Source organism: Vibrio sp. 10N.247.311.47 (genome assembly GCF_041467535.1).
GTDB lineage: Bacteria > Pseudomonadota > Gammaproteobacteria > Enterobacterales > Vibrionaceae > Vibrio > Vibrio crassostreae_C.
In genome coordinates, this window is the sequence record NZ_JBFSUR010000004.1 from 20,322 (window position 1) to 43,669 (window position 23,348).

At 47.0% G+C, this 23,348-nt stretch carries 26 protein-coding genes and 1 pseudogene; 6 read left to right on the forward strand and 21 right to left on the reverse strand.

Annotation, left to right across the window (positions count from 1 at the left end):
- The first annotated feature begins 161 nt into the window (after positions 1-161).
- The 3 genes and pseudogenes from AB6E51_RS03815 to AB6E51_RS03825 all read left to right on the forward strand — a co-directional run.
- Positions 162-890, forward strand: coding sequence for a zeta toxin family protein (locus AB6E51_RS03815; RefSeq protein WP_102333060.1), 729 nt, complete (start codon positions 162-164; stop codon positions 888-890).
- Positions 891-908: 18 nt separating this feature from the next.
- Entirely contained in the window at positions 909-1,067 is a 159-nt protein-coding gene (locus AB6E51_RS03820) for a hypothetical protein (RefSeq protein WP_016799988.1), read from the forward strand.
- A gap of 249 nt (positions 1,068-1,316) precedes the next feature.
- A pseudogene (locus AB6E51_RS03825) lies at positions 1,317-1,516 on the forward strand (group II intron reverse transcriptase/maturase); the annotation flags it as partial.
- A 617-nt stretch (positions 1,517-2,133) separates the two neighbouring features.
- Here AB6E51_RS03825 and AB6E51_RS03830 read toward each other — a convergent pair.
- A complete protein-coding gene (locus AB6E51_RS03830; RefSeq protein ID WP_102333061.1) occupies positions 2,134-2,955 on the reverse strand; it encodes a restriction endonuclease in 822 nt (273 codons plus the stop codon).
- A gap of 331 nt (positions 2,956-3,286) precedes the next feature.
- On the opposite strand from AB6E51_RS03830, the gene AB6E51_RS03835 reads away from it, so the two are divergent.
- A complete protein-coding gene (locus AB6E51_RS03835; protein WP_102333062.1) occupies positions 3,287-3,559 on the forward strand; it encodes a helix-turn-helix domain-containing protein in 273 nt (90 codons plus the stop codon).
- Positions 3,560-3,690: 131 nt separating this feature from the next.
- Here AB6E51_RS03835 and AB6E51_RS03840 read toward each other — a convergent pair whose 3' ends face one another.
- From AB6E51_RS03840 to AB6E51_RS03930, 19 genes are all read right to left on the reverse strand, one after another.
- The gene (locus AB6E51_RS03840) at positions 3,691-4,137 is read right to left on the reverse strand and encodes a hypothetical protein (protein ID WP_102333063.1); all 447 of its coding nucleotides are present in this window, start codon (positions 4,135-4,137) and stop codon (positions 3,691-3,693) included.
- A 108-nt stretch (positions 4,138-4,245) separates the two neighbouring features.
- Positions 4,246-6,930, reverse strand: a complete 2,685-nt coding sequence (locus AB6E51_RS03845; protein ID WP_102333064.1) for a conjugal transfer protein TraG N-terminal domain-containing protein — start codon at positions 6,928-6,930, stop codon at positions 4,246-4,248.
- A gap of 11 nt (positions 6,931-6,941) precedes the next feature.
- Positions 6,942-8,303 carry a conjugal transfer protein TraH gene (locus AB6E51_RS03850; protein ID WP_102333065.1) on the reverse strand — a complete coding sequence of 454 codons (1,362 nt, stop codon included), beginning with the start codon at positions 8,301-8,303 and terminating at the stop codon, positions 6,942-6,944.
- On the reverse strand, positions 8,300-8,737 hold the full coding sequence (traF, locus tag AB6E51_RS03855) for a conjugal transfer protein TraF (protein ID WP_102333066.1): 438 nt from the start codon (positions 8,735-8,737) through the stop codon (positions 8,300-8,302). The genes AB6E51_RS03850 and traF (AB6E51_RS03855) overlap by 4 nt, the downstream gene beginning before the upstream one ends.
- Positions 8,738-8,752: 15 nt before the next feature.
- A complete protein-coding gene (gene traF, locus AB6E51_RS03860) occupies positions 8,753-9,562 on the reverse strand; it encodes a type-F conjugative transfer system pilin assembly protein TraF (RefSeq protein ID WP_102333067.1) in 810 nt (269 codons plus the stop codon).
- 12 nt (positions 9,563-9,574) lie between these two features.
- A complete protein-coding gene (locus AB6E51_RS03865; RefSeq protein WP_102333068.1) occupies positions 9,575-9,781 on the reverse strand; it encodes a hypothetical protein in 207 nt (68 codons plus the stop codon).
- Between the two features lie 24 nt (positions 9,782-9,805).
- Positions 9,806-11,566: a type-F conjugative transfer system mating-pair stabilization protein TraN gene (gene traN, locus AB6E51_RS03870; RefSeq protein ID WP_102333069.1), complete on the reverse strand. Its 1,761-nt coding sequence runs from the start codon at positions 11,564-11,566 to the stop codon at positions 9,806-9,808.
- Positions 11,563-12,249 (reverse strand): type-F conjugative transfer system pilin assembly protein TrbC, encoded by a 687-nt coding sequence (gene trbC / locus AB6E51_RS03875; RefSeq protein ID WP_102333070.1) that lies wholly within the window; start codon positions 12,247-12,249, stop codon positions 11,563-11,565. Before trbC ends, traN begins: the two co-directional genes overlap by 4 nt.
- Before the next feature lie 11 nt (positions 12,250-12,260).
- The gene (gene traU / locus AB6E51_RS03880) at positions 12,261-13,241 is read right to left on the reverse strand and encodes a conjugal transfer pilus assembly protein TraU (protein ID WP_102333083.1); all 981 of its coding nucleotides are present in this window, start codon (positions 13,239-13,241) and stop codon (positions 12,261-12,263) included.
- A gap of 32 nt (positions 13,242-13,273) precedes the next feature.
- Entirely contained in the window at positions 13,274-13,999 is a 726-nt protein-coding gene (traW, locus tag AB6E51_RS03885; RefSeq protein WP_102333071.1) for a type-F conjugative transfer system protein TraW, read from the reverse strand.
- Positions 14,000-14,003: 4 nt separating this feature from the next.
- Positions 14,004-14,351, reverse strand: coding sequence for a TrbI F-type domain-containing protein (locus AB6E51_RS03890; RefSeq protein ID WP_102333072.1), 348 nt, complete (start codon positions 14,349-14,351; stop codon positions 14,004-14,006).
- Positions 14,348-16,891 (reverse strand): type IV secretion system protein TraC, encoded by a 2,544-nt coding sequence (traC, locus tag AB6E51_RS03895; RefSeq protein ID WP_102333073.1) that lies wholly within the window; start codon positions 16,889-16,891, stop codon positions 14,348-14,350. The genes AB6E51_RS03890 and traC overlap by 4 nt, the downstream gene beginning before the upstream one ends.
- Positions 16,892-16,895: 4 nt before the next feature.
- Entirely contained in the window at positions 16,896-17,279 is a 384-nt protein-coding gene (gene traV, locus AB6E51_RS03900) for a type IV conjugative transfer system lipoprotein TraV (protein ID WP_102333074.1), read from the reverse strand.
- 11 nt (positions 17,280-17,290) lie between these two features.
- Positions 17,291-18,703 carry a TrbI/VirB10 family protein gene (locus tag AB6E51_RS03905; RefSeq protein WP_102333075.1) on the reverse strand — a complete coding sequence of 471 codons (1,413 nt, stop codon included), beginning with the start codon at positions 18,701-18,703 and terminating at the stop codon, positions 17,291-17,293.
- Positions 18,703-19,425: a type-F conjugative transfer system secretin TraK gene (gene traK, locus AB6E51_RS03910; protein WP_102333076.1), complete on the reverse strand. Its 723-nt coding sequence runs from the start codon at positions 19,423-19,425 to the stop codon at positions 18,703-18,705. Before traK ends, AB6E51_RS03905 begins: the two co-directional genes overlap by 1 nt.
- Positions 19,422-19,982 (reverse strand): type IV conjugative transfer system protein TraE, encoded by a 561-nt coding sequence (gene traE, locus AB6E51_RS03915; RefSeq protein ID WP_102333077.1) that lies wholly within the window; start codon positions 19,980-19,982, stop codon positions 19,422-19,424. The genes traK and traE overlap by 4 nt, the downstream gene beginning before the upstream one ends.
- On the reverse strand, positions 19,982-20,287 hold the full coding sequence (traL, locus tag AB6E51_RS03920; RefSeq protein WP_016800278.1) for a type IV conjugative transfer system protein TraL: 306 nt from the start codon (positions 20,285-20,287) through the stop codon (positions 19,982-19,984). The genes traE and traL overlap by 1 nt, the downstream gene beginning before the upstream one ends.
- Before the next feature lie 49 nt (positions 20,288-20,336).
- The gene (locus AB6E51_RS03925) at positions 20,337-20,672 is read right to left on the reverse strand and encodes a type IV conjugative transfer system pilin TraA (RefSeq protein WP_235612494.1); all 336 of its coding nucleotides are present in this window, start codon (positions 20,670-20,672) and stop codon (positions 20,337-20,339) included.
- Between the two features lie 141 nt (positions 20,673-20,813).
- Complete coding sequence (locus AB6E51_RS03930; protein WP_102333079.1) at positions 20,814-21,185, reverse strand: hypothetical protein; 372 nt, start codon at positions 21,183-21,185, stop codon at positions 20,814-20,816.
- A 423-nt stretch (positions 21,186-21,608) separates the two neighbouring features.
- Between AB6E51_RS03930 and AB6E51_RS03935 the strand changes: the two genes are divergently transcribed.
- Complete coding sequence (locus tag AB6E51_RS03935) at positions 21,609-21,752, forward strand: hypothetical protein (protein ID WP_154723771.1); 144 nt, start codon at positions 21,609-21,611, stop codon at positions 21,750-21,752.
- Positions 21,753-21,801: 49 nt separating this feature from the next.
- Here the strand turns inward: AB6E51_RS03935 and AB6E51_RS03940 are convergent, their stop codons facing one another.
- Positions 21,802-22,308: an EAL domain-containing protein gene (locus tag AB6E51_RS03940; RefSeq protein ID WP_235612492.1), complete on the reverse strand. Its 507-nt coding sequence runs from the start codon at positions 22,306-22,308 to the stop codon at positions 21,802-21,804.
- Between the two features lie 198 nt (positions 22,309-22,506).
- Here AB6E51_RS03940 and AB6E51_RS03945 point away from each other — a divergent pair, with 198 nt between their 5' ends.
- Positions 22,507-23,214, forward strand: coding sequence for a KilA-N domain-containing protein (locus AB6E51_RS03945; protein ID WP_102333082.1), 708 nt, complete (start codon positions 22,507-22,509; stop codon positions 23,212-23,214).
- Positions 23,215-23,348: the final 134 nt, after the last annotated feature.

A 23,348-nucleotide genomic window follows, 5' to 3' on the forward strand; every position in this document is an offset into this window, starting at 1 on the left:
TGTCGCCCCTAAGTTAGCCAAATTTAGCTCATGGTTGGTTCCTAGCTTTGCTTATATTTCACATGAATTTTTAGATGTATTGAAACGCACTTGTGGTAGAGCAAGTTATGCCTTTAGGCGTTAATTATTGTGTATAATGTGCGAAACATAATAATTATGAGATGGTCATTTTGGATCTTAATGACGAAGAACTTACAATCAGGGACAGGGCAGTCATCTTTGCCAAGAAAAACAGGACTAAGATTTGCCGAAGGCTTACTGATAAAGCAGTCTACCTTCCAGAAGAGGCTCCTGTATCTGTCTTTATGAGTGGTTCTCCAGGGGCAGGGAAAACAGAGTCATCTAAAGAATTAGTTGCTTCCATCTCTGATGGTCATGTGCAAGTTCTTCGCCTAGATCCTGATGACTTGCGCATTGAATTTGAAGATTACGATGGTTCGAATTCATACTTATTTCAGCGTGCAGTTGTTATTCTTGTTGAACGTTCAATGGACTATATCTTTAAGAATGGTCAGAGTTTCTTATTAGACGGAACGTTATCAAGCTACCATGTAGCGGAAAAAAACATTCAAAGATCTTTAGACAAAGACAGAGATGTACTGATAATATTTGTTTATCAACGTCCTGAACTGGCATGGGAATTTGTTAACGCGAGAGAAAAAGTTGAAGGTAGAAAAATTCTCCCTGAACACTTCGTAGAACAATTCTTTGGTTCTCAGTCAGTTATAGAGGCGTTGAAGGAAAAATTCGGTAAAAAGATCCAAGTCGACTTGTTGATGAAAGATAATGATGGCAGCACTAGAACTTATCATAGTAACGTTAGTAGCTTGAAACCTTATCTGAAACCGAATTATACTTTAGAAGAAGTAAAAAAAATTGTGGGCATTTAAAGGTTGATAGGAGGCTTTATGTTTAATTTTAGCAGTAAGAAGGTTGCTTCATCACCATTGTCAAATTTTGTGAAGCGTACATCTTCAAGTGAAAAGAAAAAAGTTTATAAAAGAGTGATCGTCGCTGCTTCAGAGTCTCAAAACTCAACAATTGAGAAGGCCAAAGCAGTTGCATAATCGAACATGCTCTTGCTCATCAATTCTTTAAGCCGATTCAAACTAACACAGTTGAATCGGCTTTTTTACACCTCTAACTTTAGCGTATGAACAAACAAAGGCATAACAATCGTTTAAGGTTTCAAGATACTCTTTCTAATCTGATGAAGCGGTTTAGTGCAGTGGTTGTAAATCATTTATGTCCGTACGACCTGAAGTCGTATGAAGCGTTGTTCACCGCTTTATGAGAATCTTAAAGGCTAGGGGTAATTTCACGGTTGGCAGACAATCATGAACATGGACTGTCACTTCAATCTGTCCCAAATAGCGAAAGTGCCCATCGAGCGACACGTGAAAATCAGGAGTGTTGCGACCCCTTTTGCCCCTCAATACCAAGAATACTTGGCGAAGAGAAAACCCAAAGGCTAGCTCGTAACTCTTGGAAAGAGCCTGTCCTGCTTGCTTTATAAGTTGTTGGGTATCAAATGATACCTTAGTGGAGGCTTGAGTCGTATGCAGTGAAAGTTGCACGTAGGTTCTTAGAGGGGCGGTACTTGGTAAGCAAGTGTTGTCTACTCGACAAAAACGTTTTTAAAACTGATCAGCCTTTGTGTGATTAGTTTTAGCATACTCTGGACAAAACCTATCTAGAGAGGGTTTAAAAGAGGTAATTGTCCCAATATCTCGCTAGACCTAGCCTTATCTTCTAGCTTGTAAGCCCATTCGTTTGTATCGACAACAACATATTGAAATTCAAGAGGCTGGTGGATGTATTCCTTCGTTAGAGCGTCGAGCTTGAGTCTCCGCAAGCAAAGCGAGGGAGGTCAGATGGTTTCAAACTCGGAATCACCAAATGGTTCGTAACGTACCCGCAAAATTGGTCAACACTTAAGGACCAGAAGCATGACTTTGAATATGTGTGATTAGACCAAATTTGGGCTTATGACTGTTCTTTTCGATTTGTCTTCCAGACATACCGCAATAAATCAGTTGTGCGCTATGCCAAATAGCATAGATGCCAGCAGCAACTTTCGGGCTATCAAAGATTACTTTCTACAACAAGCGTGTTTTGCGAATATATTAAAACTCAGCAGTCGCAAGTATAACGACACTTTGGATACGTAGAGCAACCATAAAAAGACATACCAGATTTAGCTCCTCGCTTAGCAACACGCATGACAAGCTTAGATTGGCAACTAGGGCAAATCATAGATTCGACGCCTGCCCTGTGTGTTTGGGGCGATATTGATGGTTTATTTTGAAAGCTGCGCCCATCTTCAATCATATGTACTAGTTCGCTGCCGTTGACTAGCCACAGGCGCTTATCTAGGGAAAAAGCGACAGCCTCAGAAGTAAAGTCTCCTGAAGTTACGATAATCATCTTACTGGCATTGTTCCCGATCATGACACCGTACATTTCCCTTAGAATTTGCACACCCACTTTGCGAGTTTTCCAATGCTTACATTGTACAAGACTTAATTCACTATCTTTTGTAAGCCAAATATCAACACCGCCATCAGATTTTTGAACGAAAGACTGTTTGACCGCATACCCTTGAGATTTAAAGTATTCTCCGATGTAACTTTCAAATTCGATCCAAGTTAGGTGATTTAGTGGGGAAGTATTCCTCTGAATTTTAATCTGAGTGTTCGTCTTGAGATAGCTTCTTTTTCTCTGATATTGCTTGAAAAACGCTATCGGTGCGGGGATAAGAAATAAGAACGTAAAATATGGAGCCATCAAGGGCAAGTTTGGAGCAATAGCTTCAAAGATGAAATTATTGCTATCCACGGCCAAGCTAGGCAATAGATATGAAAACCCAAAATAAATACAGGCAGAGAGCACTACGCTTAACCACCATGGAGCATCCATTAAGTGCCATATGATTCCATCGTTTTTTCGTGCCATTTGCAGATTACCTGATAAGCGTTTAGATGCATTAAAACACAAGCGATAGATGATGGGTATAGTTTGTAAGGTGATACTTATCAGTATGATAGCTATTGATGAGCTAGGGCTGGGAAGGCAACGCTTGAATTCGGATTTCTTGTTCGGAATCCGAACACTTCTAACTCATAGTTGTCGAGTAGACGACATACTCAAGTCAAGATGACTGTGCTCACCAAGCGACTACAAATCAAAACCTGCATGACATCAAATTTGGGAGTCAGCAGATTTTAAGGCACTTTCATGATAAATTTGCCAACATGATAAAATCGATTAACAACCTTCAATTTATATGAATGACCAACTAACCCCAATCAACAAAGACCATTTAAAAAAACTTATCCGAGCAGAACTGGAGCTAACATGGTTTGATAATAAATCAGCTAGCCCTGATATGTCTTGGGTTACTCCTACGGTGCTAGAAACATTGTTTACTGAGTTGATAGCTCATACGCGTGGTAATCAATCAAAGGCTGCTAGGATGTTAGGGATCAACAGGGGGAGTTTCAGCAAAAAATTAAACCAGATCACAAGTAATAAACTTGGATTGGTTGAAAGCTTATAGGTAGCCATCATTACCTTGAAAAACGCTGCAAGTCAGTAGCTTGGTCTAATTTACCCCCGTGATATATCACGGGGGTTACAGCGAACAGCATGATAAGAACGGATAACCTTTTAGCAAGGTAAATCGACAGCTTAAAATTGCTTTTGTACCGGGCAAGGGTATTGCTCTTTTAGCCCCATCGCTAAGTAATAACCGATAGAGCCGCTAATGCCTGGTTTACCGTATTTTTTAATATTATGTTCAATTTGGTTATTAATCAGCTCCATTAACTCTTCGGTTTTCCATTCCCATAACGTTTCGCGATTGGCTGGATCTTTCATGGGTAAGCAATAATCGATACGTTGATTGCGAGAGTCTAAGCGCGTGGTATACAGATTTATTGTATCCGCAGCAACACGAACCCCAATCAATAAATCTCGATACTCAGGGCTATCGGGATTTCGATAATGCTCAACGTAGTAACGCATATTTGCAGGGTTCTTGCCACTGCTCATGCGGTCGATTTCTGGAATTTGACTATTGGCTAAGCTTGAAAACGAACATAAAGTGGTTAAGCCTAATACGATCCATTTCATCATTAATTCCTCCATTTAACACTATTTGTGTATGTTACTAGTTTGTATTGATTTTTCACTTAGTGCGCTCAATAATTAATCATTATTTATAGTTTAAGAACGGGTTTTATCCTACTCCTTCTTTGTTGGCTGCAAGGTTGATGGTGGCTCAACACGCTTGCTGGTGCCCTCAAATTGTTCACGTGTTTCATTCACGATTTGTGAGTGGTTGTCGGGGTTGTAATAACGCTCTGTGCCGCCGCGTTTCTGATGCTGCTCCAGCACCGTTTGACCGGTATTACCTAGAGCCTGGCCTTTAAATTGTTCCCCCACCATCGTTTGCCACTCGGCTTGGGTCGGCTCAGGATTAAAGGCTTGTTCGTGCTCTTCTTGAGTGGGTACGCTGGCGAGCACAAAATCTTTAAACGTGGCGGTTGTTTTAAAGTATTCCCAGGCATCAGCGCGAGCTTGACGAGCATCGTCGCCCTGACCCGTGAGTATGTACCTTGATTCGTCTTTGGTAAGCCCGTTTTCAACAAACGTTTGGAATGGTATTTCCAGTTTCTCAATCAGGCTGGCCATATGACGTTGCTCTTGGCTGTTGACTTGACTGAGCGTATCGACCTCTTGTTGAGATTGTGTCGTGGACGTTATCAAGCCTTGTGTCTCACTAAAGTTCGCCGTAAAGCCAGTGGCGTAAGTGCCCATTTCTGTCTTACGTTCGTCGGCTGTGAGGCGGTTGCTCGCCTCGATGGTTTGGTTGGCACCAGAGCGGTAGGATTCGATGGCGGCTTGCATTTGGCTTTGTTGTTCGTTGCTCATGCTGCTGAGTGTTTCGCGGTCTTCCTGTGTCCATTTTTGTCCCGTGGACGCGTTCACACTCCCATTAAACCCTACGGCGTCACCGAGAGCGCCGCTTGACAGTCCAGCGTTCACGTCATAACCGCCGTACGCTGAGTGTAAGAAGGCATTCGCTTTCTCATGACTCCATCCGGTTGCTGCACTGACTTGCTCAGTGGCGGAGTTGACCTGCTCTAAGCCTTTTGAAGCCGCTGCAGTTGCACCGTGTCCATGAGTTAAACCGTAACCTTGGGTTGACGAATAATTCTCTTTCCAATCGGCCATCAGTTGAGTGCCACTTTGTGTGCTTTGTGACAAGGCCGCTTGTTGCGTCGAGAGGTTGGATTGAGCTTGAGTGTGCAAGTCTTGCACCGCTTCGCTGTATTGACTAGAGCTGGCGACGTTCCACTGGAAATTCGACGCGGTAGGGCTAGTGTCATACACGGTTGTATCACCGTATTGCGTTGAAAGCATACCGTCTTCGCTTTGCGTGGTACTGCCGTGTTGTTTCAGCAATGTCGACGTATCAAACTTATTGCCATTGACGTTGTTAAACGTGTGGGTCTGCAGTTGCGTATTACCGTGGCTGATGTCACCGCTTGAGGCCGCGGCTGACGTGCGGGCATTGGTTTGGTTTATCATTCCCGCCAGTTGGTAGTTTAAACTGCTCATCATGGCCGCGGCTCCTTTGGTTAACGCCAAAGCAATCGCGGGGGTGGACATCATCAAGTAACCGGTAATGGCGGCGTAACGCGTGTTGACGTAATCAATGCCGCTCATGTTCGAGAGGGTGATGCCGCGTAACCCTTGTGTCGCGCCCTGGGTCGCCCCTTCTAAGAACCACATCATGATTGCGTTGAGGATGGTGAATATCATCGGCCAAGTGGCCAGATAGAAAAAACTGCCAACGTAGTTTTTAAGGACAGGCAGCGCCATATGTGGCAGCAAGGCGATGATGGCAATGATCGCCCCAAAGCAGACAAACAAAATGACCCCGATTGAGTGCATCATTGGAATGAACTCTTTGGCTTGCAGCCCAATGTTGGCCCACATGGTGGTGGTTTGCATTTGGTTGGCGGTGTAGGCGTAGTTGGCCGCGATACCTCGGTGCGTGTTTTCGATGTTCCATCGCGTCATGTTGATGACCATGTTCTGTTTTAAAATATCGACCGCGCTATTACTGACCCCAATTAAATCTTGGTGGCTATTCTCGATGGCGTTTCTTAAGAACGTTGATTGGATGTTGCTCTCTCGTCCCAAGATATACGCGCCCAGTTTATTCATGGTTTGATTGGCCTCTTCATCAAATTGTTTAGTGAGTTCAGGAAAAGCGTCGCGGCAGGTTCTGTATTGACCCTGGGGGTTATAGAGTCCACGAATGGGGGACATCGATTTTGTGGCGAGAAAACCGAGTAAATCCGGTGCTTGCAGGATGTTTTGCATGGTGTATTTTTTGTTAATTCGAATGTCTCCGACGATGCAGTTGTGATAAAAGTCTTTCCAATAGCGTTGCAGGTCAATGGTTTCGGCGTTGGCGCTACGAAGCAACGTGTATAAATTCGAACCAAACACCATGCCTGAGGAGCTGTAGCTTTCATCTTCTGTACTGCTAAAGACGATTTCAATGCCTTCGGTTAAGCCGTGCATGAACGTGGTGGCCGCCCAACCGGGTATCGCGACGATGTAAGGCACGTTATTCACGTAATAAATGCGCATGGGATTTTGCGCGTCATTGATATGGACGGTGGCTTTCATGCTGATAAGAAAAGTGGGGATAGCCAAGTAAATGAACATAAAACGCATCACATGTTTCGCGTCTCGAGACACAAAAAACAGAGTGGCACTGATGATAAAAGCCAGTTGTAAGGCGATTTCGATTAACGAGCCAAAGGTGTTGGTGGTAAAAAAAGTGGCGACAGCGTTCAAGGCTCGTTGTAATTGAGGGCCTGCGCCATAGAGATAAAAGTCTAAGGTCATGGGGATCTCCTTTAATGGCCAAAGGTGAGGTTCGATAAGGTAGCGTCACTGGCCGATTGGCTAAGGAGCTTTCGTTTGCGTTTTAGGCGCTCAGTGAGGGCTAAGTACGCGTTCAATTTCGTTTTGTGACGGTCTCGAAGGGTTTGTAAGTAATCTCTTGCACGGTTGATGCCTTCGAGAGTGCGATTGACGTCAGTTGGGTTCACCGAAGCGAGGTTGGTCAGGGATTGATTGACGATCATCAGCATGTTATTGAGATAGGCATGCAAGAGATCGGCGGCAATATTTTGAGCGTATAAATGGCTTTCTGGCTGCAGGTTGAGGTGCGCATCATCAATGAGCATCGCCAAGATAGGAATGTCACTGAGTTCAACAAAGCTTTTCTCTGAGTCGGTGATAGGTTGGTCAGATTGTAAGTGGGCGTAGAGCGTATCGACGGTGTGGCGTACTTTGGCGTTAAAGGCTTGGCTTTCACTTAAGCGGATGGCGCTTAGGCTCATCGAAAGGCAGGTCTCGGTGTTTTCGCATCGATACACCTCCAAATCCCCTCCGGTCAAAAGGGCGTTAATGGCGGTGTCGTTACCCACTAACATCGCCGGAATGTAGCTTGGCGTCCCCTGCGCGTCGTAAATGACGGTGCCAGTGAGGCTTACGATAAACTCGGCGACCTCTTGATTGTCTTGAAGGTAAGCGCTTTTCATGAGCGCATCCCACACCACATTTAAGTTCACTTTCACAGCGTGCGCGGTGGCGTCATCGGTGTTGCCAGCCAGCATGCTCTGATTGGTACTGACGTGGCGACATTCGTGTTGCGCTTCTAACCAGTCAGAAAAGGCATTACTTTGCGTGCCTAGTGTGGCGCAGGCATGGCGCTTGGCTTCCCCATCGGTAAAGGCCGCTAAACCCGAGACCGCCGATTGTGCTACTTGGCAAGAGTTCATCGAGGTGGTGAGGAATTGGTCAGCAATCGCCTGCAGTTTGTCTCGATTCTCTTTGATGCTCGGCGCCCAAGTTTGCAGCGCTAAATCCACTGCGAAGGGCACGGCGTTGGCAATGACGGCTTTACCAAAAGACACCAGTTGATCCGAATTAATGTGAGAAAAACCGCCCATAAAGGCATCAATGCCCCCGCATCCTGCGCTGACAGAAGGCAGGGTGATGGCGGCCAATTGAATGTTTTTGATGTTGGTGCGAGCAAACAAGCTGCCCGCATTATAGTAAGTGGCGGATTGGCCTTGATAGGCACTTGGGTTCGTGATGTTGCGGTTAAAACTGCTGTCATCCCAAAAGCTGTCCATGGCATCGCCTAGGCCGCCGGCATGAAGTGAACCGGCAACACTCATTAAGAGAGCCAGGAGGGTCGGTCTTGTCATTGTAAACTCTCCATTATGGCCACATCGGCGCGCAAGGCTTGGTAGCTATTAAGCAGCGCGGGGTACGGAACATTGCCTTCACTCAAACGCACGTACTTACCATTGCTGACGTTGATTAAGAACGTGGCGGGCGTAATGGCGTTTTTGAGCTCACCAAAAAACGCGGAGGTGATGTCAGAGGTGGTCGGGATAGGGGTGGTGAAACCGGGTATAGGCTGTCCGTCAAAGGAGAAATCGTACACAGGCAATTGAGTGGTTTGCTCGAGTCGCTTCATGGTCGGCGCAAAGTGGTGACACTCAGGGCATTGACTGAAATGGAAGAAGACCAAGGCGTATTGACCTGTCATCACAGGGTGAGTTTGCGTTTGAGCGAATGAGGTTGAGGCGAGCATCATCAGCGCACTCAACAATAACGTGCGGATAAAAGCGTTCATAAGGGGCTCCTTAATTTAAAAGTCGCTGTCTTGGTAATTGGTCGCGATGTTGTGAAAGCGAGAGAGCAAGTCTTTTTGTGAAATGAAGCCGTAGGCGAGGGGTCTGAGCGCTTTGGTGTGAATATTGGCCAGCATTAAAGCCGGTGTGTAGCGCACCTGTACTTGCCCTGTCTCATCAATACGGTTTTCATCAATCGCCTCAAAGGTCTGACCGTCTTTGCTGATCCCCACCAGTTCGATGTGGTATCGGTGGGCAAAGTCTTGGATGGAGGGCGCCAGAGTTTGAGATAAGGCGTCTTGCCCTTCGTAGATGAAGTAGAGGCCCCAACCTTCTTGCACCAATTGACGCACAGTGGCTTCGTTTTTGAGTTGAATACCTTGATAGTACGTTGCTCTTGCGGCTTGCTCTGTGGGGCGGTCTTTGGTGTACGAGTATTCGGGGTGTTCGTTGATGAGCTTTTTGAAGGTCATGCCCGTTTGAGTGGTTTTGCCATCGATGAATTTTTTCAGCTTCATCAATTTTAGATTTTTCTCTTCATCGGTTGGGTTAATCGTGGCATCGTTTAACGCTTCCTCAAATGTACGGTGGAACCATTGCATCTGCTCGGTGGCGCTCATCACAGTAGACAGGCTATTGGGGGGGAGGCGCTCCTCCTCTTTGGGTGGGGCTTTCGGTGCTTTGGCCTCGTTATACCAGCGCCAGCCTTTGGGGGGCTCATTGGCGAAACTGTGAAAAGCCAATAAAGACAACAACAGCAACGGTAGGGATTTGATTGTTAATCGGTTAATTGAGTTGTTCACCGTTTTTGTGGATAAGTCCTTCATGGTGTGACCTCATTATTGCCAGAAACTCAGCATCTTGTGGGTGCGCGTATGAAATAACGTCCAAAGTGCTTCATCGTTGCCGTGTTTTTGTTGGTGCTTCATCATTTCTTGCTTGAGCTGATGGAGTTGTCGTTTGAACAGAAGATGGCGGATCAGGGTGGTAGCAAACCCGGTTGTCGACAGGGTGGCCACAAGTAAAGGGAGTAGGAGGGGATCCATATCATATCCTCATCATAGATTAAGTTAATGGCGATAAGCGCTTTGTAATCGCTCTTGGATTTCTGTGGCCGAAGGCAGGTTGGTGTTGCTGTGCATGTCGTCATAAAAGTCCGAAAAGTCGAGTCGTTCAAAATCTATGTCTTGAAGCTGCTCGGGAGTAAGGGCGCCGCAAATGGGGTGTTTGGCGGTTCCCAGACTGATCCCAAGTTGGCCTTTCGAGCCTTGCTCTTGGATGATGCGCGCCAACTTGCTATCAAAGACGCAGTAGGTCTTCTTTTTCCGGATACACGCGCCTAAGACTTTTTCTGCGCAATAACTGCCAAGGGCTATCGTAATGCCTTGCTCTTTGGCTTGACCGAGCGCCTTTTCTTCATCATTGCATTGGGCTATGCCAATACTCGTGCCCCAACCGCCGTCTTTGCAACAGTCGGCAAAACCAAAAGCCGCGTCTGTGCACTTCATGCCTTTGCCTGCAAATATCATTGGTGGATCGCCAAGACCGTCAGCGGCTTCTGCGAGGGCTGCTAAGGCTGAGGTGCTTTCATTAAAGCGGTTTGAAGTGGTCGCCATCGCTTCAAAACAATCGCCATCCAGACAAAAGCTCTCTTCTCCACAGATTAATTGAGTGGCACTGCAGCGCCGTTGTGGGCAGGATTTATTGACTTTCTCCTCAATGCACACACCGTTTTGCTGGAGGCTGCAATGGATCGACGTCGTGGTGCAATCGGCGGGCAGGACGTTGCACGTATTGGGTCGAGTGCATTGGTGGTCAACCCGATACTTCCAGCAATCGAGCGTGGTCGGAATGCCATTAATGGTCCGGGTGGCTCGACCTTCAATACACTGCTGGCGAGTGACATTGCACGAGTTCATCAGGCTGCATTGTGTTCGCCAGGTTATGGTGTTTTTAATGCAGTTCCCACCAGATAAGGTGAACCCGTTTGAGCAGCTTAGCGTGGCTTTTTTCGTTTGTGTGGTGGGTCGACAAATCTCGTAGCGTTTATCCCAGCGTTCGCTCGCTTGCCAATTAACGTGATAGGTCTGTTTTAACTCGCCAAGCGTGTAGCCTTGATTGGGAGAGACTTGCTTCCCACCCCATAAATACGTGGTTCGTGACGATGAGAAAATGCCATCACCTCCCGTTTGACTCACATAATGTTTATTATTGTATCGGCATTGTGGGAGGGGACGTTGGCAATCAATCCCTTGCTTTGTCCAGCCGGATGGACAGCGGTAGATCACCTCGCTGGTGCTCACGGTGGCAACGGGCACTTTTGTACAAGGCACGTTGTTGTTCGTTGGACGATGACATTGCTTTGCGATGTTATCAATGACGCATTGCGTGGCGTTGTCGCAATCGACGTATTGATTAGACTGACCATGACTGATTTCATAGGCGTTCTCAATGCCAAGGGTAGCGAATCGATACGTGTCATCATTGGGGTCAATGGTGGCACTATTATTGTCAAACCCCTCTTGTATCGCTTGAGCGTGTTCGTTGCTGCCAAACTCCAACGTGGATTGGTTTGTGATTTGTGCGTCAGTCATCCCCGCTTCATCAGGCTGTCGGATTTGGCTTTCACACCCTGGATTATTGTCGCTGCAGAAGTCGGACAGGTTAAGCGTCATCTCTGAGGGGTTGTAAGCCTCATTTTGGGCGTTTTTCGCCCATTCTACGTTGTCGTAAAACGTGTTTTCTTGAGAGTCGGCCAGGGAATCAAGGGAGAGTAAGAGAGGGGTGCTGAAAGAGAGCAAGACAAAAGGGAGTGAAAAGGGCGTATTCAAGGGGAACTCCTATTGAGCACTTGTTTGGCGATGTGGCCTACATCGCCTTGGCTTAAAATCGTTAAGGCGTTGGGAAGGGAAAGGTTGCCGTGAACCATGTCGTAATCACTTTGTGGGCAATACGCTTCATTGCACGCTTCGCCAATGGCCACAAACACGGGGACGTGGGTGATGTTAAATTGACGAAACCACTGTGGGCTGATGGCAAAACCGCCCTCAATCGCATCTCCCTCGTCGGACGCTTTTAACAAATCCATGATTCGAGAGGCGGTCGGGACCATGCCTTCTGGTAGTACCCCACGTATCACGAGAGGTACTTGATATTGCTGACTTTGTTTGAGTAGCTGTTTGAGCGCGGTATCTGGCATGGAAAGTGAGACAAACACCATCACACCTTGCGCCTTTTTGTTTGGGTTGACTTGAGGCATCCCAAGAACACTCGCCAGTGGCGAGTCTTGCAACGCGTTATCGAGGTGTTGATTCATCGACAACGCTTCTTGCTTATGTTTTTGACTCCGCTCTAGCAGGAGGGCCTGTTCACTTTGATGGGCTGGCGCTGCAATACTTTGCTCTTGCTTGGCAAGGGCTTTGAGTTCTTCTTGCGAGTAACCCGTCTCGGCCAATGCAAGAGGGCTCGCGAGCAGAATCAGTAACAGCCATGAGGCTCGTGGTTTAAATAACATTGTCTTTTTCCTTATAAAAATACGCAGTTACGTTTTCGCCAGTTCACAAAACCAAAGTTACCGCCGGTGGTTGGGTTATCTTTGCCTTGCTCCCAAAGTGACGATGTTGTGCCGTAGGGATAACAATGAGCGGCATCACCAATCGGCGCCGACAATTGATAGCGATAACGACTTTTCGGTAAGATTGGCTCTGGCCACTGATAACAGACCGCACCATCCTCGCCCCGGGTCTCCCATACAATGCCTTGCCTGTGCATTTTAAAATTAAAACGCTCTAACATTAGAGTGCCAACTTGAGGACCGGTATGAGAATAAGCGCTGTTACCGGTTAATGGGTAGACGCTGCCTTGTGAGCCTAAACACCAAAAAAGTGCATCAAAAGGCAAAACGCGCCCCGTGGTGGTCGCCATGGCTTCGGTGATACAAGAGAGCTGCGTGATGGGGTGACCGAATAGAATCGCCTCGGGGTTAAGAATGAACGACATCTCATCATCATCCCAAAAGGGATCAAGTTCGGTGAGGTAGGCCACATCGAAATTATCCGTGGCCATGCAGGCCGCCGACTGCATCAGTTGTAGCCAATAAATCACCGGATATTTGTACCAATGCACGTGATAGAAAGCATTGCCGCTGGTTTTGCTGCTTGAGTCGTGCTGCGAGCCTCCTATTTGTTGGCTATTGTCATTACTCAACTGCATCCCCATGTTGACCATGCAATAAGGGACTCGCGTCACGTCCACTAAGGAATACGGCTCCCAATACCCAATGTTTAAGCCAATTTGCATAAAAATGGGCGGGGGCTTAGGACAATAGGAAATAGGCAGACTTGGATTGGTGGTGTCAGGGTATGTCGAGCTAATGAGAGGCACACTGCCCAGTGTCATAGGAAATAGGCAGTCCCAGCAAATGTCAGACAATGGATTTAAGAAATGCCCCGTGCAAGCGGCGGATTGAGCTTGGGTTTGCCAAGGAAATAGGAACAAACTAAACAGTAATAACCCATGGGTTCTCAAGGTCTTTCTCCTTATTTTATTTCCGTCTCACTCTTGTTCATGGCTGTGGTGAACGGCGTCACATCGATCTCTGTGATTTTCCACCGCGCCCCGTCTTGTTCAATCAGAGAGGGAATGTGTGAGATTTGAAATTGACGGCTGTAGTGACCTTGTTGGTCAAAATAAATTCGGGCGTCAAACTCCTTGGCGACGTCTTCTGGACTGCCGTTGGTGAGGGTCCATTTTATCGGCTTATCTGCGCGGTATTGTTTGGCCCAAGCGCGCTGTCTTGGGTCGTCACCATCAAGAAAGACAATCACATGCGAGTAATCGAATGATTGTTTGGGAATGTCGACTGGCCAAGTGTCAGTATCAAAGGGGTTGATGATGACGCCTTTGGCATAAAGGAGGTTGCCTTGTGCATCTTTGATATCGGTGGCCAGCTTTAATGATGGATCGATGTAAAAGGTGTTGGGCGCGGTGGTGGTGGTCAACCCTTTTACGGGAGTGGGCCTTCGCACGCTATTTTCTACGCTCTCCACAAACTGTTGTTGCATCTTTGCGGTTTCTCCCGTGGCTTCTAAGTGTGTCAATCGGTTGTTGATCCATTGCAACATGTCCACTTCTGCAATAGGAAACAGTTCACCTTGACGCCCAAACTGTTGGCCAAGCGCGGTGGGGGCGATGGTCAGTAAAGTGACACTGACCACTTTTAAGAGGGCGGTGGGTGTGAGGGATGAATGACTGGGAACAATCATAAGCTCATGACTCCTTTTTAAGCGCCTCGATAACGTAATATTGGATCTCAGTGGTTCTATCTGGCGCGCCGCTGATGAGCGCGCCTGGCACGAAGATCACGAGGTGGTGCACTTGCGCGTATTCTTTCAAGAGTCGCCTGAGATCCGTATCAAAGGTCGCCAGTTGCGCGCTGTGCTCTTGATCGTCGAGGTTGGCTTCAATGAGTTGGTCTTGATATTGCGATAACGTTTGTTCGAGATCGAAGACCACGATTTGAGGCGCTGTATTGAGCTTGATGGCTATCAGGGTGAACATCATTAACGCTATAGCCAACAAGGCATAGATAAGACGTGGGTGACGGATGGATTTCATTTGGCCTCCTTGCCATAGATGAGGGTATTAAAGGTCTCAATTTCCTTTCCGTAAAAATGCTCGGCGGTTTGATTGACTGCTTGCATCAGTGATAGGCCTTGGTTCATCAAGTTTTCACAGTATTCAAACTCATGCGGCTCTGTTGAAAGGCATGCTCGGGTAAAAGGGTCGGCAAACAAGCGATGAAAGGTGGTCACATCCCCGGTTTTTAGCATGACAGAGCTGTAACCGGCGATGGAGGACTTTTCAAAGCTCTTGATGACAAACTGCTCATAGGGCGAAAAGTGTGAAGGGTTGTCTTTGATGAATTTTGTCAATCCACTGCCTTGACGCAGAGTGATATGAATATCGGAGTTATTGAACGCGGCGAGCGCTTCGGGTGTGCTGTAAAAATCCTCAATACCTTGCGTCACGGTGCAGAACGATCCCCCAAATTTTCGGGCGGTGCGGTAACCGGTGTTGATGAATTCTTGCGCCTGTGCATTAGAGCCCGCCATCAGAGACCACGCCTCTTCAATGATGCACATCTTCGGCGTTGAACGAGAGCCAGACAGGTACATCTGCTGAGTAATGCTCGACATCAGCGCAAAAATCACCGGTCGCATGATGTCCGAGGGAAATCCGTCCAGTTCAATGGTGGTAAAGTGGACATTGGGATCCAGCATGGACGGTTTATTGAAGGTGTCCCCGTAGATCCCCTCTGAGCGGTATTTATTCAGTTGCATGGCGATATCAGAAAGGCGGCTATCACCGCCCTGTTTTTCGGCCGCCGCAAACAGCGCTTCTTGAACATGGTCAACCAACGTCTCGCTTTTGTGTGCCTGCCAAGCCGTAATGATGCAATCCCCGAGAACCGATTTTTCAAAATCCCCCATTTCATGCGTGGGGCAGGCCATGGTCGCAAAGAGTCCGGTGATGGTGTGCAGCGTTTCCTTAAGAGGGTTGACCTGTTCGCCTTTCTCATCGGTATAGTCATCCCCCATAGCAATGCGTTCCAGGTGAGTAAATGGATTGAGGTAAATCTTCTCAGCCGTCATGTAGTGTCCGCCAAGCATCAAGGTGAGCTTTTTAAAGCTCTTTCCTTTGTCTAACGCCCAGATTTTGCCGTTCATGGCAAAGAGGGTTTCGGCGAGCTTTTGCACAAAGAAGGATTTTCCTGCCCCGGAGCCTCCGGTCAGGGCGATGTTGTAGTTATCTGAACCACAATTAAACGGATTAAACCAAAAGGCTTGTTGGCGCATGGTGGGCAGCATCATACCGCCACTGAAATTCTTTACGTCCATCACTAGAGGCAAGAGGTTGGCCACATTGCCGGTTTTTACGGTTTGAATGCGTCCAGCACGGTCGCAATCGGCCCAAAACCCATCGGTCATCATGAACGGTAAGGTCGTCATGAGCGCTTGGCCTTGCAGCATCGAGACGGTTTGTAAATCAATCCCGCCAGAGCGAAAGGCGTTAATGGCCGTAGTGCGGTGCAGCCGCTCGGATTTTTTGTTGGTAAATAACGTCAGCGTCAGGTGCATGTATGCCATGCTGTTGATGCCATCCGACATTTCATCTCGAATTTGCTCACGTTCGGCCTGCTCTTTCTTCGCTTGAGGGAAGAAAAATGCCATCGGGGACTTGAGCGTTTTTTCCAACTCTCCAATGCGCCCGCCATTTTTGGTCGCAAAACTGCCCGATTCTTGATGGCGAAAATTGAGTGTCATGAGGTGTGGACATTGCACATTTTTAGCCACGCTCTTTAAGGACGCAAAACAATCGGGCAAAGCGTACAGGCGGAAAGTGCGAGGCGTACTGCGTAAGCCCAAGGAAATGATCCGCGAGGTCACCGTTTGATGTTGGCGGTTACTAAAGCGAACGTCGGTGTAATGTCGGCGCGTTAAAAACTCGGTATCAGGAGAGAGGGCTTGTTTGTAGATAAACGCTTCGGGAGCATAGTCAGATTCACGAGGGGCGGTTTGTGTGGGGTCAAAATTGAGAATGCCTTCGACGTAGTTGATTAAGCCTTCGGGGGTAAGCGGCGTGAGCTCCAGTCCAATTTGGGATAAAGACGTGGTGAGCGCCTCTTTGCAATCCAACACTTGGTCAACATCGTCGGTACTGGAGACAAACAACCACGCGCTGTAATCTTTGATGTCAAAGTAATGCTTCTGACGATGAAAAAAGCCGTGGTGAGCCGCAAAGTTGGCGTAATCGGCTTCTTGTTTTGCTAATTCACCGCAAATACCCGCACGAGCGGATTTCAACGCGGCATTTTGCTCAATCAAATGACTCACGCGGTTGTGGCCCATCATGGAAAAATGGTAATCCCATTTATGGCCAGTCGGTAAATCCATGATGAGACGGTTAAACGCCTCCACCATATCGTCATTCGCCCCCGCTAAGACGCTTAATTTGAATCCAAATCCTACGCCTTTTTTGTTATGAAAGAGGCCGTCCTGCGCATCAAAAGTCCGGTAAGGCAGCTCAGAATGCAGGTGGTTATATTCACGTTTGGCTTCTTGATAAAAACCCTTTAAATATTTTGATACGCCCATGACGTTAATCCTTTTTGATAGCCTGAACAGGGCGACCTGTCCAGGTAGACTCGTCTAACACAATGTAAATATCCATTGTGTCGAGGTAAGTGGTGGTGTCATCCGAAGTAAAGGGAAAAACCACCACCTTCCTAACCGTGTCTTGGGTTCGAATCGGGTGGCCTTCACGCGTGCGTCTTGGCAGTAAGGCAAAAGGGTGGGAAGCCAGGACGTTAGCCTCGACGACTTGTTGGGTGGTTGGGTGGGTCGAGATGTTGCGAATGTCATCCATGCTGGCGCAGCCGGGTGTCCCGCCGATTTTTTGGCAGCTGAATTCATCTTGAAAGCCCGCCGAGCAGCCGGCGAGGGCGGCGCTGATAAGCAGCGCGGTGAAAAGTTTGATAGTCATAAAAGCCGACCTTAATTTAGTTGTTGGTTAACTTCTGCCGCGAGAGGGTTGAGGGTGATGGTTTCTAAAAGGGTGTCCGGTTTTGCTTGCTCTTGCTCTTTTGCTTGATAATCAACATAGCGTTTGATTACTTCCTCATCATCGAGAGGGAACCCTTTCGTAAAGACGATATTCACGATGCCCCCTGGATTGATTTCGATGAAGGGGTGATATAACTCGGCTAAGGCAATGTAGTAATCCGAAAGCTTACTCCCCACGTCTGAGGTGGCATTGCCCAATAAACTTAATCCCACATCCTTGCTGTTGAGGCTCGACGTTGAGCCCAGCGCTGAGGTTGAGGTGGTGCTGGCCAATCCCGCCCCCGTCTCACCCAGTCCGGTTAAGATGCCTGAGATGCCCGCCATTTGGACGATTTTACCGTTACGCAAAATTGAAGTACCACGGATGCCATTGCGGCCAAAGTTAAAGACGGTGCCTTGTACAGGAATGTCTAAAATGCGACCGTCCCGAATGCAACTGAGGGTGTGAGTGCGCGCCACGCCGCGATTGGAAGAGAGGTCACCGTACACGCTCCCAATAATGGTGCAGTCTTTGAGGTGGCTCTTTTCTCCATTGGGCAACACGCCTTCATGCACGGTTTGAAACACGATAGGCGCGGTATCGCTTTGACCGAACGCTCCGGCATTGGCATCCGCGCCACCGGTGATTTTGGCGGTCACAAAAGTGCCCGACGGGACGTAATTGTCGACGGTGCGTTGATACGCTGACTCTGAGGAGGCTGTCCAAAAAAAATCAAACGAGTCAAACGCTTGTCCTTGGTCATCAAACGAGGCCTTATCGGCGTTGCTGTATTGAAAGCTCTCTTTTTGCAGATCATTGGTGGCGTAAGAGGGCAAAGGTTTGGGAGGAAGTGGGCGCGATCCAAACGGCGCAGGCTCTCCCATGACGGTGAGGTGACGGGTTTCCTTTGAGGCTGGTGATGGGGTTGATGGCAAGGCGACGGCGCGCTGCACTTCTTGATGGCGGCGTATTTCATCGCGTAAGGTTTCGTTCTCTTTTTTCATTTGTGTGAGCGTATTTTCATTGCTCGTTATCAAACGTTCGACGTCTCGATTGAGGTTTTCCATCTTCTCTTTTACGTCTTCAATGTCTTGACCTTGTAAGGTCAAGGCTGAGCGGTTGTCTTTGTCGGTAAAATCATCAGTAATGATTTCCCCAAAATTGGGGGCTGACTCAACGACCTCTTGCGCAATATCAAGCGAGGAGCGAGGTTGTTTAAAGGCTTTAAATGCAAAAAAAACCGCGACCAAGAGCGCAACGGTCAATAAGCTGAGTATTTGGTTGCGTTGCTTACTTTGCTTATTGGCATTGACTCCATCCTCTAAGTCCGACTCTCTTAAAAGCCACTGTTTAAATCGTCTCATTAGTGTCCTCCTGTGATGATGTACAGATGGGTGGAATCACCTGGGGCCAAGGTATAACGATCAAGCGAGGCGCTCCGGCTGGCGTAACTGTAAAATTGCGCTTCGGTCAGTGTCACGGTGTCACTGGATTGATTTTTAACTTGATAAATAAGCCCTGAGAAAGGGCGACCGACAAACAGGGTTTGCGGAATAATGGCCAGTGGTGACGTGTCTTTAGGGAGTGTCTCTGGGTCAATCGGATGGACACGAAACCCTGGGATAGGCGTCTTGGAGCGCTGCCAATGTATCATTTGTTTGGAGAGTTGCCCCAAGGCCAAAGGGTATTCGAGATCTTTTTCAAAGACACTTTTCTCTTCAGTAGAGCGAAGCGAAATGAACTCGCTGACCACCGCAGGGACGGCTTTAGGATTAATAAAAAGCGAGAAATTTTGGCCTTTTTCTGTGGTGACGTGCGCGGTAAAAGGCAAGGCGATGTTGAGTTTGACGGTAATAGAGCCCGATTGGTCTCGTTGATTGGCTTTAGCGAGACAAAATCCTCTAGGGCAATGAAGGTTTAATATCTTGTCGTCTTTCACCACTAAACGATTGGTGTTGACTGAGGATAAGGGCAACACAATGGTGTCATTTTGCTCAAAATAGTAGGTCTTTGCGTCAATCGTATGGGCGTGGCTTATGATGGGTAACAACAAACCAACAAAAGCATAAATCAAGCGTATTTTCATAACGGTATCTCTTTAGCTATGGTGTGAAGTTCAATCAAGCCACTTGAATAATTGGCTTGGAGTAGATACGTCACGGGCTCAGGGTCGAGTGTGCGCCCCGCGATGGTTTTGTTGAGTGTGCCTCTGACCCGTATTTTCATTTCATTGAGATTGATAGACAGCGTGTCAACTTCAAAAAAACTGGTGACGTCGTTCTCGATGATAAATTCGGCTTCTCGCATTAACTTGTCTTGTAAGCCGCTCCAGTATTTAGGCGGCACGTAGGTAATGAGTAAGTTGAATTGACGTTTAACGTTAGAGGGCGTGACATTAAATTTTAGGTGTATCCACCAATCGGCCATCATAGACAGATACGCTTCATCAACCGCATCGCTTGAGATCGTAAACGCTCGGTCGATATGAGGTGGCACGAAGGTGCGCTTTTCCGCTTGGTTTTGGCTTAATAAAACAAAACTCAACCCAGCGGTTCCTAAGGCGGTGATCAACACCACCGCGGTGAGGACGTAATTGATAAAGCGAGCCGCTTTAAGCGCCTCGCCGTTATGTTCATTGAGCATCAGTAAATCCAATATTTTTTTGTGGCGGGGGGCGTGCGTTTAAAAATGGTTTTATTCGCTGTGTCATCCCCATACCAGTGGATGAAGTGAATGATGAATTTGGGGCCGTGTCGGACTTTTAAGCTGCGAATGGTGAGGAAAAATCCGATACACACGGCGACCGCGACCAACCGATTGATGTTGAACAACATCAAAAACAACAAGATAGAAGGGAGTATTTCATCGATTGGAAATCCGACTATTTTGACGTCGGTTTGTAAGTAGTTTGGAAAAGCGAAGAGGGTTTGTTTGTCTTGATGATCCATGGTGAAATAAGGCGAATAGTTTCGCGCTCTCCTTATGTGGTTTATAAGCCTACAAACCTACAAACCCTTTACCGACTTCCCAGAACACCACGCCAACGAAAAAGCCGATGATGCCACCCACCCAGTTCTTTTGCATGATGCCAACGATGATGCCGCCAATCAGGCCTGCCACCAGAATGTAGAACTCGCCAGAAGACCCCGTTCCGACCGTGTTGGTCACGGTATCTTTACCACTGGCAAAAAGGTCATCAGCGCAAGCGGGTGACGCACAGGCAAAGTAGACGGCCATGAGCGTACAAAAGTGACGCCAATACGTAAGAGGAAGGTTGAAGCGTGAGGTTTTATCTTTCATGTGGTTACCTTTAAATGTAAATAAAAGAGGCACGACATCGCACCGCCTTTATCAAAAGGGGTGTCGTGCATCTGGTGGGTTGAAAAATGGACGTTGTTAGTTCCCCATATTTTGGGGAATGCTTTGGGCCGCATGAGTGAAGGTGTTGCCGTTGAGCCCCATGGTTCTTCTCGATTACATTAAAGGCAACAAGGAAGCGTTTACATACTTCAAACCGCGATTGCGACTGACGTGTTGTTTCCAATTTTGAGGGGTCATGATCGTATTCTTGAGTTTACGATAATGTTTTTTGCGAGCATTCTTTGATGGTGGTGGCGTGAGTTGACGGACTGATTGGGTTTGTTTTTGAACCGAAACGAAATGAACACCTTTCCAATAGAAAGGAAAGGGGAGGCGGTCAGTAAAAGGCAACAAAGCAGCAAATGCCATGTATTCACGCCCGACCGAGCCCAGTTCTTTGAAGCTGACAAAATCCCCTTGTTCAACAAAGCGGTCCAATAAACTCACCGCCTCATCTTCACGACAATATCCGTATACAATTTGCATTATTTAAACTCCTTTTAAGGACATTGTTTTGCTCTTTTAAAAGAACAAAACAATGGGCTCTCTCTCAAGAGCCGTGCTACAAACTGGCTTGTGCATTCTTGTAGTAGAATACGCACACCCAAAGGGTGTGGTGTCTGGTATTCCCAAGTAACTCTGTTGAACCACTCAACCAGCATGCTTAATTGAGTAGAAAAACAGCCTTGGACGTCGCCCCAGATAAGGCTCCTGAACTTTTTAGGCATATTACGCAGGCCTGCGCCCATCGGCGGCGCTTTTTGCAATAGTGAAGGCAGCCACTCTTACGGTGATGCGGGTGTTGGTATGCAGATGGAATAAAAAGCCGACGAATGTGTTTTTCGACTTTGAGTTCAAAGACTGCGATATCAACGTAGTCAGTATTAATCAACATTAATGGGGAAGACAATGTTTGAAAACATCGGAAACGCACAATGGACTTGGGGTTCGATAGCTCGTGAAAGAACGGGGCCAAAAGGGTTTTCTGAAGAACATGCTCTGATGTATAAGGCGGAAACGGTCTGCTATCCTGGTTGGGCTCCAATAGGCTAAACCAGGAGTACTAGCAACAACATCTTTTCGTTGTGGATTAAGGTAAGCTTTATGACGTTTTTGTGAGCGTCTCACTAATCCGCTCGTGAGTATAACCATGAGCTAAAGCCCAGCGATGGAGATCTTCAATCGGCATAGGTTTGGCGTAATAGTAACCTTGATGTTGAAAGACGCCTCTGAATAAAAGCCCTTTAGCTTCGAGTTTATTTTCAACTCCTTCCGCTACTAGATTGAGATCTAATTGTTTAGTCATCTTAATATACCCATCGAGAACAGCGGACTTTCCTTCATCAATGGACCGTGTAAACATTTTGTCTATCTGGAACCGCGTGTTTTCTCTGGAATTTTTTGTCTCAATCCTGTCTACGTTCATGGGTAAGGCAAGCCGATTGTAAGAGTCGTACTCTATACAATATGCAACGTTATTAAACGTTTGACACCGATCTCCCACATCGTTAATCTGTAACGGCACTGGCAAAATCCAGTGCCGGGCGTAGGAACCCGTTTTGTTTTTCTCAAGGCGCATGGACGTCAGCTTTTTGCTGGTTTTTTTCATGTGCGGCTTCGGCACATCTAAACATGGTGGCTTTGCTTATCTATTAAGCAAAATGCATCTGAATTATGGTGGGCTGGGCAGGGCAGCTTCGGCTGGCCGTGTCCTTGAGAGCGGTATTCCTACCCCTGTTCAGTTCACCACCCGAAGCGTAGGAACTCCGAGTGGTGATTTAGCAGGCTAAATCTCAAGGAGGCCATCATGCCAAATCTAACAATCCTTTCTAAAGACATCCGCACACTTGATAATTTGTATTCGTTAAATGACCTGCATAAAGCGAGTGGTGGACACAATCGACATCGTCCAAGTATTTTTATCAAGAATCAGCAAACTCAAGAACTGGTTAATGAAATTGAGCAAAGCAGTAATTTCTGCTTTGCTGTAAACACCAAACGTGGCGGTAGTAATGCGGGGACTTGGGTATGCAAAGAACTTGTTTATTCTTATGCAATGTGGGTTAGCCCTAAGTTTCATCTAAATGTCATTCGTGCGTTCGACAGTATGCCCACAGCTGCAGCTCTTCCAGCTCCAACCGTTCCGCAAGACCTCTCCTTAAACGACTTAATTTTTGAGTTGGCGAAGGCGAAAAACGTAACAAGCCAAAATGTTCATGTGTACTACAATGCCGTATTCAACACCAATACTTGGTTCCAAGAGCATGGATTCGAACATGCGTTGGCAAAAAGAATATTAAAACAAGACTTGGCAAATGAGTTGCGCAGTCAAACCCCTGAACTACAATTCCTTAAGCAACAAGCTAGAGAGAATGGTTTAGCATTAGTGGATGAAAGTGAATATCAAAGCTTCCAAGGCCGAATGCAAATGCAGCAAAAGCAAATCGAGAAGTTGGTAGATGATGTAATGGCGTTAAGTCGAAATCATAGTGCGCTAACAAGACATGTTCTGTGATAAGTATTACTAATATTTAGTAACTCAATGGAAGAGTGATGATCTACTTGAAATCTACTATGATTAGATTTGATGAAATTTGTCATGCTTCCTTTCAATCTCCTGAGAAGCTACAAGAACATTTAGAACTGATA

Bases quoted from the DNA above. Each gene is read 5' to 3' on its own strand.
- AB6E51_RS03815 (WP_102333060.1), top strand. From the start codon at position 162: ATGGTCATTTTGGATCTTAATGACGAAGAACTTACAATCAGGGACAGG.
- AB6E51_RS03820 (WP_016799988.1), top strand. From the start codon at position 909: ATGTTTAATTTTAGCAGTAAGAAGGTTGCTTCATCACCATTGTCAAAT.
- AB6E51_RS03830 (WP_102333061.1), bottom strand. From the start codon at position 2,955: ATGGCACGAAAAAACGATGGAATCATATGGCACTTAATGGATGCTCCA.
- AB6E51_RS03835 (WP_102333062.1), top strand. From the start codon at position 3,287: ATGAATGACCAACTAACCCCAATCAACAAAGACCATTTAAAAAAACTT.
- AB6E51_RS03840 (WP_102333063.1), bottom strand. From the start codon at position 4,137: ATGATGAAATGGATCGTATTAGGCTTAACCACTTTATGTTCGTTTTCA.
- AB6E51_RS03845 (WP_102333064.1), bottom strand. From the start codon at position 6,930: ATGACCTTAGACTTTTATCTCTATGGCGCAGGCCCTCAATTACAACGA.
- AB6E51_RS03850 (WP_102333065.1), bottom strand. From the start codon at position 8,303: ATGACAAGACCGACCCTCCTGGCTCTCTTAATGAGTGTTGCCGGTTCA.
- traF (WP_102333066.1), bottom strand. From the start codon at position 8,737: ATGAACGCTTTTATCCGCACGTTATTGTTGAGTGCGCTGATGATGCTC.
- traF (WP_102333067.1), bottom strand. From the start codon at position 9,562: ATGAAGGACTTATCCACAAAAACGGTGAACAACTCAATTAACCGATTA.
- AB6E51_RS03865 (WP_102333068.1), bottom strand. From the start codon at position 9,781: ATGGATCCCCTCCTACTCCCTTTACTTGTGGCCACCCTGTCGACAACC.
- trbC (WP_102333070.1), bottom strand. From the start codon at position 12,249: ATGTTATTTAAACCACGAGCCTCATGGCTGTTACTGATTCTGCTCGCG.
- traW (WP_102333071.1), bottom strand. From the start codon at position 13,999: ATGATTGTTCCCAGTCATTCATCCCTCACACCCACCGCCCTCTTAAAA.
- AB6E51_RS03890 (WP_102333072.1), bottom strand. From the start codon at position 14,351: ATGAAATCCATCCGTCACCCACGTCTTATCTATGCCTTGTTGGCTATA.
- traC (WP_102333073.1), bottom strand. From the start codon at position 16,891: ATGGGCGTATCAAAATATTTAAAGGGTTTTTATCAAGAAGCCAAACGT.
- traV (WP_102333074.1), bottom strand. From the start codon at position 17,279: ATGACTATCAAACTTTTCACCGCGCTGCTTATCAGCGCCGCCCTCGCC.
- AB6E51_RS03905 (WP_102333075.1), bottom strand. From the start codon at position 18,703: ATGAGACGATTTAAACAGTGGCTTTTAAGAGAGTCGGACTTAGAGGAT.
- traK (WP_102333076.1), bottom strand. From the start codon at position 19,425: ATGAAAATACGCTTGATTTATGCTTTTGTTGGTTTGTTGTTACCCATC.
- traE (WP_102333077.1), bottom strand. From the start codon at position 19,982: ATGCTCAATGAACATAACGGCGAGGCGCTTAAAGCGGCTCGCTTTATC.
- traL (WP_016800278.1), bottom strand. From the start codon at position 20,287: ATGGATCATCAAGACAAACAAACCCTCTTCGCTTTTCCAAACTACTTA.
- AB6E51_RS03930 (WP_102333079.1), bottom strand. From the start codon at position 21,185: ATGCAAATTGTATACGGATATTGTCGTGAAGATGAGGCGGTGAGTTTA.
- AB6E51_RS03935 (WP_154723771.1), top strand. From the start codon at position 21,609: ATGTTTGAAAACATCGGAAACGCACAATGGACTTGGGGTTCGATAGCT.
- AB6E51_RS03940 (WP_235612492.1), bottom strand. From the start codon at position 22,308: ATGAAAAAAACCAGCAAAAAGCTGACGTCCATGCGCCTTGAGAAAAAC.
- AB6E51_RS03945 (WP_102333082.1), top strand. From the start codon at position 22,507: ATGCCAAATCTAACAATCCTTTCTAAAGACATCCGCACACTTGATAAT.